Annotated in this window: 18 protein-coding genes and 1 pseudogene; 10 read left to right on the top strand and 9 right to left on the bottom strand. The window is 40.9% G+C overall.

Going from position 1 to position 16531, the window contains the following annotated elements; genetic code table 11:
• The first annotated feature begins 94 nt into the window (after positions 1 to 94).
• Both G6W43_RS01220 and G6W43_RS01215 read left to right on the top strand, forming a co-directional pair.
• Positions 95 to 1366, top strand: coding sequence for an anthranilate synthase component I family protein (locus G6W43_RS01220; RefSeq protein ID WP_194168954.1), 1272 nt, complete (start codon positions 95 to 97; stop codon positions 1364 to 1366).
• 261 nt (positions 1367 to 1627) lie between these two features.
• Complete coding sequence (locus G6W43_RS01215; RefSeq protein WP_242040005.1) at positions 1628 to 1846, top strand: phosphatidylserine decarboxylase; 219 nt, start codon at positions 1628 to 1630, stop codon at positions 1844 to 1846.
• A 351-nt stretch (positions 1847 to 2197) separates the two neighbouring features.
• Here G6W43_RS01215 and ychF read toward each other — a convergent pair whose 3' ends face one another.
• The 6 genes from ychF to rpiB are packed head-to-tail and all read right to left on the bottom strand — an operon-like array spanning position 2198 to position 6681.
• On the bottom strand, positions 2198 to 3301 hold the full coding sequence (gene ychF, locus G6W43_RS01210; RefSeq protein ID WP_194168953.1) for a redox-regulated ATPase YchF: 1104 nt from the start codon (positions 3299 to 3301) through the stop codon (positions 2198 to 2200).
• A complete protein-coding gene (locus tag G6W43_RS01205) occupies positions 3301 to 4752 on the bottom strand; it encodes a leucyl aminopeptidase (protein ID WP_194168952.1) in 1452 nt (483 codons plus the stop codon). Before G6W43_RS01205 ends, ychF begins: the two co-directional genes overlap by 1 nt.
• Complete coding sequence (locus G6W43_RS01200) at positions 4733 to 5338, bottom strand: DedA family protein (protein ID WP_012001446.1); 606 nt, start codon at positions 5336 to 5338, stop codon at positions 4733 to 4735. Before G6W43_RS01200 ends, G6W43_RS01205 begins: the two co-directional genes overlap by 20 nt.
• 1 nt (position 5339) lies before the next feature.
• Entirely contained in the window at positions 5340 to 5888 is a 549-nt protein-coding gene (locus G6W43_RS01195; protein WP_103616969.1) for an adenine phosphoribosyltransferase, read from the bottom strand.
• A 20-nt stretch (positions 5889 to 5908) separates the two neighbouring features.
• Complete coding sequence (locus G6W43_RS01190; RefSeq protein WP_002939538.1) at positions 5909 to 6241, bottom strand: hypothetical protein; 333 nt, start codon at positions 6239 to 6241, stop codon at positions 5909 to 5911.
• Positions 6238 to 6681 carry a ribose 5-phosphate isomerase B gene (gene rpiB, locus G6W43_RS01185; RefSeq protein WP_103646586.1) on the bottom strand — a complete coding sequence of 148 codons (444 nt, stop codon included), beginning with the start codon at positions 6679 to 6681 and terminating at the stop codon, positions 6238 to 6240. The genes G6W43_RS01190 and rpiB overlap by 4 nt, the downstream gene beginning before the upstream one ends.
• A 118-nt stretch (positions 6682 to 6799) precedes the next feature.
• Here rpiB and G6W43_RS01180 point away from each other — a divergent pair, with 118 nt between their 5' ends.
• Positions 6800 to 8179, top strand: a complete 1380-nt coding sequence (locus tag G6W43_RS01180; RefSeq protein ID WP_242047602.1) for a DUF4139 domain-containing protein — start codon at positions 6800 to 6802, stop codon at positions 8177 to 8179.
• Positions 8180 to 8197: 18 nt separating this feature from the next.
• Here G6W43_RS01180 and G6W43_RS01175 read toward each other — a convergent pair whose 3' ends face one another.
• The 3 genes from G6W43_RS01175 to folD are packed head-to-tail and all read right to left on the bottom strand — an operon-like array spanning position 8198 to position 10609.
• A complete protein-coding gene (locus G6W43_RS01175; RefSeq protein WP_194168951.1) occupies positions 8198 to 8854 on the bottom strand; it encodes a site-2 protease family protein in 657 nt (218 codons plus the stop codon).
• Positions 8841 to 9746: a signal peptidase I gene (gene lepB / locus G6W43_RS01170; RefSeq protein ID WP_194168950.1), complete on the bottom strand. Its 906-nt coding sequence runs from the start codon at positions 9744 to 9746 to the stop codon at positions 8841 to 8843. Before lepB ends, G6W43_RS01175 begins: the two co-directional genes overlap by 14 nt.
• 11 nt (positions 9747 to 9757) lie before the next feature.
• Complete coding sequence (folD, locus tag G6W43_RS01165) at positions 9758 to 10609, bottom strand: bifunctional methylenetetrahydrofolate dehydrogenase/methenyltetrahydrofolate cyclohydrolase FolD (protein WP_149700904.1); 852 nt, start codon at positions 10607 to 10609, stop codon at positions 9758 to 9760.
• 83 nt (positions 10610 to 10692) lie between these two features.
• Between folD and G6W43_RS01160 the strand changes: the two are divergent.
• The 7 genes and pseudogenes from G6W43_RS01160 to G6W43_RS01130 all read left to right on the top strand — a co-directional run.
• Positions 10693 to 11028: pseudogene (locus G6W43_RS01160) on the top strand (c-type cytochrome); the annotation flags it as partial.
• A gap of 263 nt (positions 11029 to 11291) precedes the next feature.
• Complete coding sequence (gene hemL, locus G6W43_RS01155) at positions 11292 to 12575, top strand: glutamate-1-semialdehyde 2,1-aminomutase (RefSeq protein ID WP_194168949.1); 1284 nt, start codon at positions 11292 to 11294, stop codon at positions 12573 to 12575.
• Complete coding sequence (locus G6W43_RS01150; RefSeq protein ID WP_194168948.1) at positions 12575 to 12856, top strand: AtpZ/AtpI family protein; 282 nt, start codon at positions 12575 to 12577, stop codon at positions 12854 to 12856. Before hemL ends, G6W43_RS01150 begins: the two co-directional genes overlap by 1 nt.
• Positions 12840 to 13358, top strand: a complete 519-nt coding sequence (locus tag G6W43_RS01145; RefSeq protein ID WP_242047599.1) for a hypothetical protein — start codon at positions 12840 to 12842, stop codon at positions 13356 to 13358. The genes G6W43_RS01150 and G6W43_RS01145 overlap by 17 nt, the downstream gene beginning before the upstream one ends.
• On the top strand, positions 13348 to 14592 hold the full coding sequence (locus tag G6W43_RS01140; RefSeq protein ID WP_194168947.1) for an MFS transporter: 1245 nt from the start codon (positions 13348 to 13350) through the stop codon (positions 14590 to 14592). The genes G6W43_RS01145 and G6W43_RS01140 overlap by 11 nt, the downstream gene beginning before the upstream one ends.
• Positions 14593 to 14595: 3 nt before the next feature.
• The gene (locus G6W43_RS01135) at positions 14596 to 16242 is read left to right on the top strand and encodes a flagellar hook-length control protein FliK (RefSeq protein WP_194168946.1); all 1647 of its coding nucleotides are present in this window, start codon (positions 14596 to 14598) and stop codon (positions 16240 to 16242) included.
• Complete coding sequence (locus tag G6W43_RS01130) at positions 16239 to 16505, top strand: FlhB-like flagellar biosynthesis protein (protein WP_223227339.1); 267 nt, start codon at positions 16239 to 16241, stop codon at positions 16503 to 16505. The genes G6W43_RS01135 and G6W43_RS01130 overlap by 4 nt, the downstream gene beginning before the upstream one ends.
• Positions 16506 to 16531: the final 26 nt, after the last annotated feature.

The following is a 16531-nucleotide window of genomic DNA, read 5'->3' as shown; positions in this document are numbered from 1 at the left end:
TAGTAAAAAAGGCGTAAATTTAAAAATTTAGCCAAAATTCTAAAAAGTAAAAGCGAAAATTTTTTATAATCAATAAAAATTTAAAAGGAAAAATATGCTCTTAGAACAACCACTTTTTTATTATAAAGCGATCAGAGAGAAATTTAAAAATAGCTACCTTGCTGAAGACAAGACGCAAACGATAATCGGCATAGACTGCGAATATATCGACGAAAAAGATATGGACTTTTACGGACTTAGAAGCTACTTTGATACCAATCGTAACAGAGCGCTAGCACCTTTTGCTGGACTTTTTGGCGTTTTTGCTTATGATGGCGTGAGATACTTTGAGTATATCGGCAAAGAGAAGGCTAAAAAATATGAATTTCCAAAATTTATCTACGCTGATGCTAAAGTATATCTGCACTTTGATAAGATGAGTAAAATTTACACTTTTTATGGAGATAAAGATAGGTATTATGACTTTTTGCTAAATTTAAAGACAGAGCATAAGGGCGAAAAAGAGTGTGAATTTAGCATAAAAAGTGATCTTAGTAGCGAAAAGAAACACTTTGAAGATATGGTTGAAGTGGCAAAAGAATACATAAGAAGCGGCGATGTCTTTCAGGTGGTGCTTGGTGAGCTACTTGAAATTTCAACGAATATGAGCAGTTTGGACTTTTACAAAAAGCTAGCCACTGCAAATCCTAGCCCGTATATGTTTCATTTTCCTACGCCTTATGGCGATGTGGTCGGCTCGTCGCCTGAGCTTGTTTTTGAGATGAAAAGCGAGCAAATTTTTGTAGCACCGATCGCAGGCACAAGACCAAGGGGTGGTGACGCAAACGCTGATGTGGCGCTTGAAAATGAGCTACTAAGCGACCAAAAGGAGCTAGCTGAACATAAGATGCTAATCGATCTTGCCAGAAATGACATCGGCAGGGTCTCAGAGCCAAAGAGCGTGGTCGTGAAAAACGCGATGCATATCCAGAAATTTGAAAAAGTGATGCACATCGTTAGCGACGTCTATGGCAAGTGCGCTAGGGAGCTTAACCTTTTTGACGTGCTAGCTAGCATATTCCCAGCTGGCACGCTAAGCGGTGCGCCAAAGATCAGAGCGATGCAGATCATCAATGAGCTTGAAATTTTTGAGCGAAATATCTATGGCGGGGGCATTGGATTTTTGCATTTTAATGGCGACGCTCAGGTGGCGATCCTCATCCGCTCAGCTATCTTTGTGCCAGCCAAAAACGGCTTTAGCGACGTCTTTGTCGGAGCTGGAGCTGGCATAGTCTATGACTCAAAGAGCGAGAAAGAGTATGCTGAAATTTGCCACAAACGAGCCAGCGTGGTAAATGTCTTTAAAAACAGCGCAAAAGAGGTTTAAATTTACAAAGTAGGAGCTTTTATGCCAGGGCAAATTTGATCCTAGCTATAACGATTTTTGTTTTTATATGTGCGTGCTTTATGGCGCATAAGAGCAATAGAAAGAATTTACAAAAAAGGTAAATAATTAAATTTACAAGGCGGCAAATCGACCTGCAAGGGTAAAAATTCGTATTGTTTGGCTTTAAAAAGAATAACTAATGTCAAGGTAAATTTATCCTAGCTGTAACGATCCTATTTTTATGGCGCAAACGCTAGCAAGATGAAATTTGACTTTGATGAGCGCATCCCAACAAATGTGGTGGCAAATTTTACACAAATTTATGAGTATGAAAATTTACATATCAAAAAGGGCGACCGTCTTGGAAATTTCGAGCTTGGCTCAACTATTGTTATACTTAGCGAAAAAGATGCGACCAAATTTAAGCTCTTTGAAAACAAAGAGCTTAAATTTGCTGAAGCGATCAGACTTATAAAATAAATACGCTAAGCATATGAGTAAATTTTTATATATCCATTATAATATGAGTTATAGTCTTCAAAATATTATAGGTATGAAGGCTTGTAAAAGATAGTGAGCGTATTATTTTATCTACCAAAATTTCTCTAGGATTAAGATTTGATTGGCTCATCTGTAAGCTGGTATTTGTTTTTACTAAGTCGATAGCTTTTACATCATTTAAATATATTAATAAGATATAAGATTATGACTTATCGTATTTTTAAAAGAATTTTATTAACTTGCAACAAAGAAGCTTAAATTTGCCTTGCAACCCAAGGCTTGAATATTTTATGTATAAATTTTAGCTATTTAGCCCAAAAAGGGCTAAATTTAGACATTAAACCTAAAGTGCATAACATCACCATCTTGCACGACGTAGTCTTTGCCTTCAAGTCTCATCTTGCCAGCCTCTTTAGCTCCGTTTTCGCCGCCATGTGCGATGTAGTCCTCGTAGCTTATCACTTCAGCTCTGATAAAGCCCCTCTCAAAGTCGTTGTGAATGACGCTTGCTGCTTTCGGCGCTTTCCAGCCCTTTGTGATCGTCCAAGCTCTTACTTCAACGACGCCAGCTGTGAAATAGCTTATCAAATTTAGCTTAGCAAAAGACGTTTTGATGATCTTTTCAAGGCCGCTCTCACTCGTGCCAAGAGATGCCAAAAACTCGTGAGCTTCCTCGTCGCTTAGACCAATTAGCTCCTCTTCTACTTTGGCGCAAAGCTTAATCACTTCGTGATCTGAGGCTTTTGCGTACTCTTTTAGCGCTTTTACGAATTTATTATCTTCGCTAAGTCCTTCTTCATCAACATTTGCGCCATAAACTACCTCTTTTGCACTTAGAAGTCTTAGCTCTTTGTTAAGTGCCAAAAATGCCTCGCTATCTCTTTGCTCAAAGCTACTTGCACTTTTGCCTTCATTTAGGTGAGCAAGGAGTAAATTTGCTATCTCAAGCGCCTCTTTAGCACCTTTTGCGTTTGCTTTTGCCTCTCTTGTAAGCTTTTCTATCTTTTTATTTAACTGCTCGATGTCAGCTAGTATCAGCTCAGTTTGGATGATCTCGATGTCTCTTACTGGATCGACGCTACCCTCGACATGGGTGATGTTTTCATCTTCAAAGCAGCGAACGATGTGTAAGATAAGCTCGGTTTCTCTGATATTTGATAAAAATTTATTGCCAAGTCCCTCACCAGAGCTCGCCCCTTTTACAAGACCTGCGATATCTACGAATTCGATGGTTGAATACTGAATTTTATTAGGACTAACTATCTTTGCAAGCTCATTTAGGCGTTTATCAGGTACTGGCACAATGGCTTTGTTTGGCTCGATCGTACAAAACGGATAGTTTGCACTCTCGGCGTTTTGCGCCTTTGTAAGTGCGTTAAATGTCGTTGATTTACCCACATTTGGTAGGCCTACGATTCCAACTGAAAGTCCCATCAATTCTCCTTGCTAAGTGCTTGTAAAAAGTATAAATTCATCCTAACGCCAGCCCCGCTCGCACCTGCTTGGTTGTATCCCCAAGCCTTTTCGCGGTATGCTGGACCAGCGATATCAAGGTGTAGCCACTTATCTTTATACTCATCTTTGATAAATTTGGCTAGAAACATGCCAGCTGTGATCGCGCCGCCATATCTGCTTGAGGCGCAGTTGCTAACGTCTGCGATCTGGCTTTTGATAAGCTCGCTAAGATAAGGGTTAAAATCAAGTGTAGTCGCTAGCTCGCCGCTATCTTTTATCTTGTTTTTAAACTCGTTTTTTAGGCTCTCGCTGTTGCCCATGATGCCTGTTGTGTATTCTCCAAGCCCCACGACGCAAGCGCCAGTTAAGGTTGCCATGTCGATTAAGATGTCTGGCTTAAAGTCTTGTGCATAGCTTAGGCAATCAGCCAAGACCAAACGTCCCTCTGCGTCGGTGTTTCTAACCTCTATGCTAATTCCACTTCTTGAAATAAGCACATCATCTGGCTTATAGGCGTTGCCACCGATCATATTTTCGGTTGCGCCTAAAATGGCGTGAATTTCAAATGGTAAATTTAGCTCCGCTGCACCTTTTATGATGCCAAGAGCTGCTGCTGCGCCGCTTTTGTCTGATTTCATAGTGAGCATATAATCAGCAGGCTTTAAGCTAAGGCCACCGCTATCGTATGTTAGGCCTTTGCCGACAAAAATGATGCGTTTTTTAGACTTTTTAGGCTTATAGGTTAGGTGGATGAGCCTTGGTTTATGCACGCTTGCGCGATTTACCGCCAAAAATGCGTTCATATTCTCTTTAGCTAGAAATTTCTCGTCATAGACCTCGCACTTTATGCTGGCGATGTTTTTGGCTAAATTTAAAGCATCTTGCGCCATCTTTTGCGGTGTGTAAATTTCTGGGATTTCATTTACGATATCTTTTGTGAAATTTGTAGCACTTGCTATTATCTCCGCCTCTTTAAAGCCCTCATTTGCAGCCTTTAGATCGACCTTTTTGCCAGCAAATTCTTCAGTTGAAAAGATGATCTCTTTTAGGGTGTATTTATCTTTTTTCTCTTTATATTTGTTAAATTCGTAGCTTCCAAGTAAAAAGCCCTCAGCTAGCGCTTCAAAGCTTAGTTTTTGGCACTCTGCGACGTAAGAAGCTAGCTTTATGCTCTTAATGTTTAGTGACTTTAGTGCGTTATAAGCTTTAGCGGCTGCAACCCTAAGCTCGTCAAGATCAAGCTTAGAAAGTGGCACGTAAGCCCTCTTTGCCTCGCTTAGGATGAGAATGCTATCGCCTTTGTAATTGTTAAATTTAATAGCCTCTTTATCGCTTATAAATTTATGTTTTAAGTCCTTATCTACTACGAAAATTAGTTCAATATCAGCTTTTATATCTTTTAATTTTTTATCAACTATTTGAAACTGCATGTCTTCTATCTCTCCTTTCGTTTAAAATTTTATTTTCGATGCGCTTAAATGTATAGATCAAAAGCCCCATAAATATGGCAACCACTGGGATAGCGACATACCAGTGCTCTTTTGCCTTTTGAAGCAGCACCAATATATGCTTGCCAAGTATCCAAGCAGGTATGGTGGTGATCGCCGCCCAGCACCAAGCGCTGATTAAATTTATAAAGGCGTATTTTTTAGCGTCATAGCCGGTAAGCCCTATGCAAAGCGGTATGATGACACGAAAGCCATACATATAGCGTTGTAAAAAGATGATCGGCCAGCCGTATTTTTTCAGCATTATATGCGCCACTGCAAATTTTCTCCGCTGCGTGTGAAGCCTTTTTGCGATGTATTTTTTATTGTAACGGCCAAGGTAGAAGTAAATTTGATCTCCCACAAAGCCTCCAAGTCCAGCCACAAAGATAGCAAGCGCGATGTGCATATGTGTGGTGTGAGCGAGAATTCCAGCCATTATTAAGGCCATCTCGCCCTCCATGATACACCAGACAAAAAGTATGATGTAGCCGTACTCTTTAAGCAGTTCTATAAAAAACTCTTCCATTCTAAACCTCTAAAACGCTGTAAATTTTAGTAAGCGACTTTAGCTTCTCGCTACCTTTTAGATCAACCAGATCTACGATAAAGCACGCCTCTACGCAGGTTGCGTTAGTTTGATTGATAAGCTCAACTGAAGCCTTTGCAGTGCCACCAGTCGCGATGAGATCGTCCATCAAAAGCACTCTAGCACCCGCTTTTTCTCCAAAAGCATCGATGTGAATTTGCACCTCGTCTACGCCGTACTCTAGGCTATATTTTTGTGAAAGCGTGATAAAAGGTAGTTTTTTTGGCTTGCGAATAGGCACAAAAGGCAGCCTTAGTCTTGCTGCAAGCGCCGCACCAAAGATGAAGCCACGTGACTCGATGCCAGCGATGTAGTCGATGCTAGCACCATCATATCTATCAGCCAAATGGTCTATCAAAAAGTTAAACGCCTCTTTGTTATTTAGCAGCGTCGTGATGTCGCGAAAGACTATGCCAGGCTTTGGAAAGTCGTTTATGCAGCGGATAGAGTTTAGTAAAAATTCTTTGCCTTTTTGATCTAAAATTTTCATAAATTTCCTTAAATTTGATGTTAAAGTAGCGCTTCGATCTTGCCTTCAAGCTCACGGATGCGTTGTCTTAGCTTGTCGTTTTCTAGGCGGTACTGTGAATTTCTTGTGCGAAGTGAGGTTACGTCGTTTTTGGTTTTGTTTAGCTCGTCTGTCAAGATGTCGATGTTGCCTAGACTTCGTTGGAGTTGGATCTGAAATTTTCTTATGACGACCTCGGTATCTTGGAGGTTATTTTTCATAAAATCTTTTGTCGCACGCTCTTTTTTGAGAAGCGTTTTGAAGTAAAAAACCATGACGGTTAGGTAGATCGCAGCACAAACAAGAGCGGTAAAAACGATCCACTCGCCTATCATTTGCCTGCCTCAAGCTCGATTTTTTCGACTCTTCTTTCGTGTCTGCCACCTGCAAACTCAGTCTTTAAAAAGGCTTCAGCCGCTGATATAGCCACGCCTGCACCGATAACTCTTGCGCCAAAAGCGATTACGTTTGCGTCGTTGTGCTCTCTTGCAAGTCTAGCGGTAAATTCGTCGTGGCAAAGGGCACATCTTACGTTTTCATGCCTGTTTGCGGCTATTGATATGCCTATGCCTGTGCCACAAACTAGCACGCCGTAGCAGTTAGGCTCAAGCTTGCTTGCTAGCAAATGCGCATAATCAGGGTAATCAACGCTATTTTTATCGTTTGTGCCAAGATCAACTACTTCGTATCCAAGCCCTTTAATAGCCTCTTTAAGCTCGTTTTTTAACTCAAAACCAGCGTGATCGCTAGCTAAGAAAACTTTGTCTATCTTCATGAAAAGTCCGTTAAATTTTTTGTTGATTATAGTCAAAGTTGCATTAAAATAAAATTTTACTCTCAGCCAAAATGAAGCTATAATTTACCAAAAATTTAAAGGAGAAAATGTGAAAAAAATGCTCTTTTTAGTGGCTTCTACGCTAGCCTTTGCAAATGAAAATCTAATAGAGATCTACACAGATCAAACGATCATCACTCAAAAATTTAGTGACGCAAATAGTTCTTTTAGCGCCTTTGTGCCAGAGGGTGTGCAGAGTGAGAGCATCACTATAAATGGGGATTGTGATGCGAATGCTTATCTAAAAAAGATCAGCGAAGAAAATAGCCAAAGTTACATAAAATGGAAGCAAGAAGTTGTAAATTTAAATAATAAACTTGAGGCGCTAAATGCAAGAGGTAGGTTTATAGAGCAGGCTTTGATAGGAGAAAACAAAAGTAACGATGTGACAAAAAGAGCTGATGAGTTTTATAAATTTAGCCTAGAAAATATCGAGAAAATTTCAGCTGCTAAAAGTGAGCTTGAAGCGCTTAAAGAAAATGAGCCAAAGAGCGAAATGGCCGGATTTTTGCAGCTTGATATGAAATTTGCTTGCAGCCCAAAAGAGGCGACGCTTTCATATATGGATGATGAGGCGCCAAAGACGCTAAATGAAATTTATGCAGACACAAAAAACAAAAATATCTTGATAAAACAAGAAATTTTACTAACCAACCCATTTGCCAGCGATGTTAAAAATTTAAAGCTCGCCATCTATCCGACCAGATATCAAAAGGCGCTTGCTCCAAGCAAGTTTTACCCTTGGTACGAGGAGAGCGAGGCGGAGGCTGATGATGGTTACGGCGCTTCGAAAAATATGCTAAGAGCCGCGAAAGTCGCCGCTGAGGTCGCTGATATGCGTGTGCAAAGAGATGAGAATGAGTTTGCCAAAATTTGGAAGATAGATGGGATAAATTTAGCAAAAGGCGAGAGCAAATATATAACTTACGACACGCAAAAAATGGATGCAAATTTTAGCGTTTTTGCTGATTTTTACGGCTCGCTAAAGGCATATAACGTAGCTAGCTTTAAGCTAAATGATGATCTAACGCCAGCTAAAACGCAGTTTTACGTTAATGGTGTGAGTGTTGGCAGTCCAAGCGAGTTTGAGATGAAAGCAAAAGATGAGCCAGTGCAGTTATTTTTAGGACAAAACGAGCTAATCGAGCTTAAAAAAGAGCGATTAAATAAATTTAAAAAGAGCTCGCTTCTTGGCAAAGACCGCATAAGCGAAGAGGGCTATGAGATAAGTGTCAAAAATAACTCAAGTAAAAGTGTCGATGTCACCTTGGTTGATCGTGTGCCAGTATCTGCTGATGAGGCGGTAAAGGTCGAGATAAAGGGCTTTGATAAAAAAGATATCAGCAAAGATGGCAAGGTGGAGCTTAAATTTAGCCTTGCGCCAAAAGAGGAATTTAAAAAAGAGTACTCTTATAAGATCACAAAGCCAAAAATTTAGAGCAAATTTGCTCTAAATTTAGCCATTTATAAAGGCGCTTGCGATATCTAAAACGTATCTTGTCGGATAAAAGATAGTATCTTTTAAAGGCGAGACGAGGATGATGATAAGGATGACAAAGCCATATCGCGAGATGCCCTCAAGCTTTTCAGCTAGTGCGTGAAAGCCAAAATTTCTAAGCGCGTACTGGGTCGCGTGAAAGCCATCGAGTGGTGGGATCGGATAGAGGTTAAAGATGGCTAACATCAAATTTAAAAGCGCAAGCGTAAATAAAAACTGAAGTAAAATTTCAAAGGTTTCTATATTTAATAGAGCCTTTAGCACAAATAGCGATAAGATGCCTAAGATGACGTTGTAGCAAATGCCAGCTAGACTCACGTAGATAGCTGCCTTGTAGCCGCCATTTCGCACGACTGTGTAGGTATTTACAGGCACTGGTTTTGCCCAGCCAAACATCATACCAGTGCTTAGATAAAGCACCAGTGGCACGATGATAGTGCCAACAATATCGATGTGTTTTATGGGATTTATGCTAAGTCTGCCAAGATTTTTTGCGGTGTTGTCACCAAATTTATAAGCGACATATCCGTGAGCGATCTCGTGACCGACGATGGCGATTACTAAAGAGAGGACGATAGTGGCGACTTTTATGGGGTCAAAATTAGTGAAGTCCATCAACTTCTCCCTCTTTTAGAGCTTGTTTTGTGAAAAACTCATCGTTTTCTATCGTATCTACAAAGCGTCCGATACGCTCCCAGCGTACATTGTAGTTATTGTCCCAGCTAAAATATATAAACCAAGGCTGTCCAACTATGTCCTTGTAAGCCACGCTTCCCCAAAAACGGCTATCGTTTGAGTGGTCGCGGTTGTCGCCTATCATAAAGTACTCATCTTTTGGCACTTTGACGTAAAAAGCGTTAAAGTTAAAATTTGGATTTTGCGGTAGTGAGCTAATGAGCGCTGGCTTCATAAAAACGTTTGATTTGTTTGTATTTAGCATGAAAACCATCTGCTCAAATAAATTTACATTTTCGTCGTAGTGGATGCCGCTAAATCTATATGGCTCTTTTATGAAAAGCTTGCCATCAAGCTCGACAATGTCCTTGCATGAGTAGCCAAATTTACTCTCTTTACCGTTTAAATTTTCACGGCAGTTTGCCTTTATAAAGCTATCTCCCTCTTTTGGGCGTAGATAGAGGGCTTTTTCAGTAAAAACGATCTCGTCCTCGCTGGTTGCAAAGCAGCGCTTTACAAAGTGAGTTTTCTCATCGTTTGGATAGCGAAATACGACTATATCGCCCCTTGCAGGACCATCGCCTGTGATGAGATGACCATTGTTATTTAGCTCAGGTAAAATTTTTACCTCAAGCCATGGAATTCTTGGTGTTGGTATGCCATAAACATACTTTTTAGCAAATAAAAAATCCCCAACCAAAAGCGTGTTCTTCATCGAACCAGACGGGATCACAAAGGCTTGAGCCACAAAGAAAATGACAAGCAAAACGATGATAACCGTGCCTGTCCAGCTCGAGCAAAAGTCATAAAATTTAGTAAAAGCTCTCTTCATTATCTCACTCTTTAATTTTTAGCTATCTTTGCTTGTGCAGCAAGGATTGTGTTGTTTAAAAGCATGGCTATGGTCATCGGACCAACGCCGCCAGGAACGGGCGTGATGTATGAGCATTTTGGTGCGACCTCTTCAAAATCCACATCGCCCACAAGCCTGCCATCATCAAGTCTGTTTATGCCCACATCAACGACTACCGCGCCATCTTTTACCATATCAGCCTTTAAGAAAAATGGCTTGCCAATGGCTGCAACTATGAGGTCAGCATTTTTGCAAATTTCTTTTAAATTTTTAGTCTTGCTGTGTGTCACCGTAACCGTTGCAGAGGCATTTAGGAGTAAATTTGCCATAGGCTTGCCAACGATGTTGCTTCTGCCGATCACCACCGCATTTAGTCCAGCTACATCTATGCCATACTCTTTTAAAATTTCCATAACGCCAAGTGGTGTGCAAGGGACAAAGCCATCAAGTCCGCTAACAAGTTTGCCAACATTTACAGCGTGAAAGCCGTCTACGTCTTTTTGTGGATCGATCGCTGCGAGCACGACGTTTGTATCGATATGCTTTGGCAGTGGCAGTTGAACCAAGATGCCATGGATGCTATCGTCTAAATTTAGCACGTTTATAAGGGCAAGTAGCTCGTTTTGGGTTGTATTTTCGCTTAGACGGTGAGCCACGCTTTTTATGCCGTATTCGTTGCAGGCTTTCTCTTTGGCTCTAACGTATGTTTGAGATGCCTTATCTTCACCGACCAAGACGACGGCCAAGGTTGGCTCGATACCAAATTTCTTTAGCTCATCAGCTCTTACTTTTACGCTTTCTTTGACCTTTAAAGATACGGCTTTTCCGTCTAAAATTTTCATATTCGATCCTTACTTAAAAGCTTTTTTAATCACAAGGGTGGTATCATACCTAAAAATAAATTAAATTTTTAAAAGAGAGGTTTATGAGGTCTGTTTTTTTGATTTTGCTTTTTTGCGTGGCGATTTTTGGTGCTGATTTTATCACAAAGACCGAGTACGCCAAGATGCTCTACCTAAATCCGCGTGGCATAGGCTGTGATAAATGTCACGGCGCAAAGGGCGAAGGCAGCCTAATCTCTAAATACAAGCATTTTGACAAAAAAGCTAACAAAACGGTCGATGATGAGCTTAGAGCGCCAAAGATAAATGATATAGATTTTGAAAGCTTTAAAGCAGCTCTTACAAAGCCAAAAGGCGTCATGCCAAGCTACTTTTTGACAGACGAGGAGACGACCATCCTTTATGAATACATCACAAATCAGATGAAACCTCCTGCAAAAGCGGCAAAATCGCAAAATTTAGCCAAGCCAGCCGCACCTGCTGCTACGCAAAAACAGCCTGAACCCACTAAAACTGCGCCTGTTGCAAAGCCAGCAGAGTCAGCTAAAAGCACCCCGGCAAAACCAGCTGAGCCCGCAAAGCCAGCTAACACGCAGGCACCAAAGTCACCAGCAAAGCCAGTAACAAATCAAAAAGATAATCAAAAGACAAATTTAAAAACACAAAATCAAAAGGATAAAAAATGACAAATAAAGAGGCATTTAGCGAAGCTAAAAAATATATCCCAGGCGGCGTAAATTCACCTGTTCGTGCATTTGGCAGTGTTGGAGGCGAGCCTGTGATGATAGATCATGCTAAGGGAGCTTATCTATACGACGTCGAGGGCAAAAAGTACCTTGACTTCATCCAAAGCTGGGGTCCGCTCATCTTTGGTCACTGCGACAAAGACATAGAAGAGGCGATCATCTCTGCTGTAAAACAAGGCGTATCTTACGGCGCTCCCTCTCCAAAAGAGACCGCTCTAGCAAAGCTAATATGTGATGAGTTTAAACAAATAGATAAAATTCGCTTCGTTAGCTCTGGCACAGAGGCCACCATGAGCGCTATCAGAGTGGCTAGAGGATATGCCAAAAAAGACGGACTTATCAAATTTGAAGGCTGCTACCACGGACACAGCGACGCACTTCTTATCAAAGCAGGAAGTGGCGCTACGACATATGGCAACGCTTCAAGCGGCGGCGTGCCACAAGATGTTGTGAAAAATACATTTTTAGCTATCTACAACGATATAGAGAGCGTAAAAGCTATTTTTGAAAATAATAAAGACAAAATAGGTGTCGTCATAATCGAGCCAATCGCTGGAAATATGGGACTTGTGCCAGCTGATAAGAAATTTTTACGTGAGCTTAGAGTGCTTTGCGATAAATTTGGCGCAGTGCTTATCCTTGATGAGGTTATGAGTGGTTTTAGAGCTTCTCGCCTTGGCTCATATCCATTTCACGAAGTAGATGCCGATCTTGTCACATTTGGCAAGGTTATAGGCGGTGGCATGAACGTCGCTGCATTTGGTGGCAAGGCGGAGATCATGGACTGCCTAAGCCCAGATGGCGCTGTCTATCAAGCAGGTACGCTAAGTGGCAACCCAGTGGCGATGAGCGCTGGCATAGCGGCTATTTCAAAGATAAATAGCGACGCAAATTTATACGCTAGACTTGAAAAACTAGCCCTAAGACTAATGGACGGCTTCAAAGAGGCTGCAAAAAGCGCTGGCATCACTATCCAAACCGAGGTTCGTGGCTCTATGTTTGGCTACTTTTTTACTAATCATGCAGTAAAAAACTACGACGATGCGCTAAAGAGCGACACAAAACTCTTTGCTAAATTTCACCAAGCGATGCTTAGACGCGGAATTTATCTTGCACCAAGTCAGTTTGAGACGGGATTTATCTGCGACGCGATGAGTGAAGCGGATATCGATCTAGCGGTAAATGCAGCTAAAGAGGCATTTTTGGAGATAAAAGCTTAATGGCAAAATTTAAGATAAAAGATATCGTAGCAGGGGCTGAGCAGCTAAGCCTTGGCATATCGATGGTCGTGGCTGTGGTGATCGGCACTGGGCTAGGATATCTTGTAAAAAAGGCTACAAATTTCACGCCAGCGCTTTGGATAGGCTTTGCTATTGGCATCGCAGCTGCTATTTTAAATGTCTATAAAGCCTACAAAGCGCAGGTTAAAAGCCTAGATGAGCTAAAGGATGAGACAAGGTATAAAGGCTACACAAAAGACGATGATGACGAGGACGATTAGCAGGCTTTTTATTTGCTACTTTGCGCTTTGGCTAGCCCTTAGCGTGGTTGGCAAATTTATATCAAATCAATTTTTTATAAGCTCGCAAATTTCATTTTTTGCCTCGCTTATCATCCTAACGGCTAGCTTTTTTGCCTATAAAAACCGCATAAACTCGAGGCTAGAAAATGCAAGAGATGAAATTTTAGCCAAGATAGAAGAAGAGGATGAAGAGGACGAAGAAAATTTGCCCCAAAATGAGGCAAAAGAATTTAGCCTAAAAGATGAAAAAGCAAGGCTAAAAAAGCAGAAATTTTCATTTAAAGATAGAAGCTTTGTGGCAGCTTTTATGCCTTATCGCTTGGTTGCGTATGCGATACTTTTTTTTGGATTTATATTTTTAAAAAATGAAAATTTACTAAACGTGCCTGGCTTTTTGGTGGGGCTTGCTCCGATGCCTATTGGAGCTTTTATCTTTGGGATAATGCAAAATAATTTGAGAAAGGACGAAGATGGCAAGTAGCTTTAGGATCATTCGCTCGATGGGACCGCTATTTTTGGGTATGAGCCTGCTTTTTATAGGCAATGGCCTAGTCATCGCATCTTGTAGTGCGCTACTTAAGCAAAATGGCGTAGGCGAGCTTGCGATTGGACTAATTAACACTGGATTTTTCATAGGAGCGTTAATTAGCACGATCACAGCGCACAGGATCATCTCAACCACCGGCCACATCAGAGCTTTTGCTATCTTTTCAGCTATATTTGCAGTCTCAGCCATGCTTCACGCCATAAGTGAAAATTTGATCTTTTGGGCGATTTTGCGAGCCTTTTTGGGATATTGCTACTACGCACTTTTGATGGTTATAGAAAGCTGGCTAAATGCTAAGATCCCAAACAAGATAAGATCGCGCGTCATCGCCTTTTACGAGTGCGTTTTCTACACGAGCTTTGGACTTGGAATTTTGATCTTAGCACTTGATCTTAGCGCATTTGAAATTTTCATCATCAGCGCAGCCTTTATCATGCTCTCAAGCATACCTTTAAATTTAATCCGCATCAACCAGCCCCAAATCCCGCAGCGCCAACCCATAAACATCCCAAAAATTTTTGGTATCGTCCCACTAGCCCTTGTGGGAGCGCTTGTTGCAGGACTTGCGATAAATGGCTTTTTTTCTATGGCAAGCCTCTTTGTCTTGCTTCAAGGATATAGCGCAAAAGAGGCGTCATTTTTTATGACTATAGCGATGGCTGGGGGCTTTTTGGCTCAAACATTTATCGGAGGCTTTTCAGATAAATATGGCAGACGCCCAGCGCTCTTGCTTTGTAGCGTTGTATCTTTAATCAGTGCGGCTTTATTTTTGCTAAATGGCTCAAATTTGATAGTTCAGTACGTCCTCTCATTTTTCTTTGGTGGCGGCATTTTTTGTACATACGGACTTTCGCTCGCTAGGGCAAATGACGAGATCACAGACAAGACAAAGAGCGTCCAAGTGGCACGCGCGCTGCTTTTTAGCTACTCTTTTGCCTCGCTTTTCTCGCCGCTTCTTATGAGCTATGCGATGAAAATTTTTGGCGCATTTGGCTTTATCTATGTCTATTTGGTGCTTTATGTTGGGCTCATTTTATTTGCACTAACGCAAAAGACCATACCACAGCACATGAGAAAAGACTACAACGACAGGCTTGTTGCAAGGACGGCTGGCATCGCGACTATTCAGCAAAATGGCAATTTTGCCGATAGAGAAAATAAAAAGTAGAAAATGGACGTAGCAAATTCTCTAAACATATCAAACACCTCGGTTCAAACTGGGCAAAACGCCACCCAAAACGCGCCTGTCCGTAAAAACGAGGGTTTGCTTTTTAAAAATCAGCCAGTTGGGACGCCAAGTGAGCAGAGTGTCTCAAACGCGCTTGATAACGTTGGCAAGCTAGTTGCAAGGGTGCTTGATGATCTAAAAAGTGCTTCAAGCCTTAGCAAAGCAGAGCAAATTTTATCTCAGGCAAAAGATACAAAGATCGCTCCAAATTTAGCTAGCGAGCTCTCAGACCTTGCCAAAAGCTTAGAGGCAGAAGCTGTGCAAAATGAAAGCCCTGAGATAAAGAGCCTTGCACTAAAACTAAAAGAATTTCTAAAACCAATAGCCGATCTTAAAGCTGGCTCGCTAAATGATCAGATCAAAAACTCTGGCGTCATGCTTGAAGCAAATTTAAAAGATGCGCTTACTCCAGAGAAGTTGCCAAGCTCGATACAAAAGCTACTAAGCGATATAAAAAATCTCTCAAATCAAAATTTACTTAGTCAAATTTTAACCCTAAATGATGAGAGCTTGGATAATCAAAACTCATTTATGAAGCTTACTTCTATGCTTGAAAAAGCGAGCGGTGATGCTAAAAACATCCTTGATAACTCAAGTATAAAAACGCTTTTAAAAGATGTGGATAAGCTTGATAATGTGGCTAAATTTCTAGATAAAAACTTCTCAAAAGAGCAAAGTGCAGATGCTGTAAAAAGCCAGATAGTCAAGATGGAGAATTTCATCTCAAATTTAAGCGAAAAGGTAGGAAATTTAGCGAGTGAAAAGCTAAATCAAAACTTTGGCTTTACACAAAATCATAAAGAGCTAAAAGCTATCCTTGAGAGCCTAAAAAACGATCTAAAAATGCTAAATAACATAGGCGATGAGGCTGGACTTGTAAAGGCATTTAATGAGGTTAGCGACGTCTCAAAAGAGGGCAGCTTGCAAGATAAGCTCCAAAGTGCAGCGAGACGCCTAGCTCACAGCCTTAGCCTAGCAGATCCAGAAGCAAGCACAGCTAAAAGCGATCTAGCCGAAAGTAAGGCGCTTTTAAAGCAGCTAAAACTAGCCACAAATGATATAAATAACATCACGACAAAGAGCCAGAGTGAAATTTCAAAGGTGTTAAACCAAGATGTAAAAAGCACGCTTTTAAACATAAGTGAAAAGAGCCAAAACGCCCAAACAGTCAATGCTGCAAACAAAATGATCTCTCAAATCGAGATGCACCAGATGGTCTCAAGCTTGCAAGGAGGCATACAAACTTATATGCCTTATATCTGGGACGGCGTGGAGGGCGGAAATGTCGCGTTTAAACAGGGCAAAAAGGATAAATTTTATGCCCAGATCGATCTAAATTTTAAGAAATTTGGACAGATAAACGTGATGGTTGGGCTTGTGGATAAACGCTATATCGATCTATCGGTGGCAACGCAGACAAATGAGTTTAAAGAGCTTATCTTGTCAAGCTCAAGCGAGCTAAAGCAGGCTATCTCAAAGCTTGGACTAATCGTTTCAAATTTTAACATCAAAACCTTGCCAAAGGTGAAGTTAAACGATAGATTTAAAAATTTTGGCGGCCTTGATGTGGGCTTTGATAAGAAAATTTGATGCAAGTAAATAAGAAAAAAGCCGTCGCTCTTGGCTACAACAGATCGCAAGATAACGCTCCAAAGGTGCTTGCAAGCGGTGCTGGAGAGATAGCAAATAAGATAATAAGCCTTGCAAAAGAGCATGACATACCGATCAAAGAGGATCCTGATCTCATTGAAATTTTAAGCAAGGTCGAGGTCGATCAAGAGATACCGCCAAATTTATATAAGGCGGTAGCTGAGATATTTAGCTTTTTATATAAGATCACAAATAAAAAGTAAATATTGCACTTTAATAGTGCTATAAT

Source organism: Campylobacter concisus, assembly GCF_015229965.1.
GTDB lineage: Bacteria > Campylobacterota > Campylobacteria > Campylobacterales > Campylobacteraceae > Campylobacter_A > Campylobacter_A concisus_BD.
Note: the sequence above shows the minus strand (reverse complement) of the source record. Positions and strands in the feature narration are given on the sequence as shown.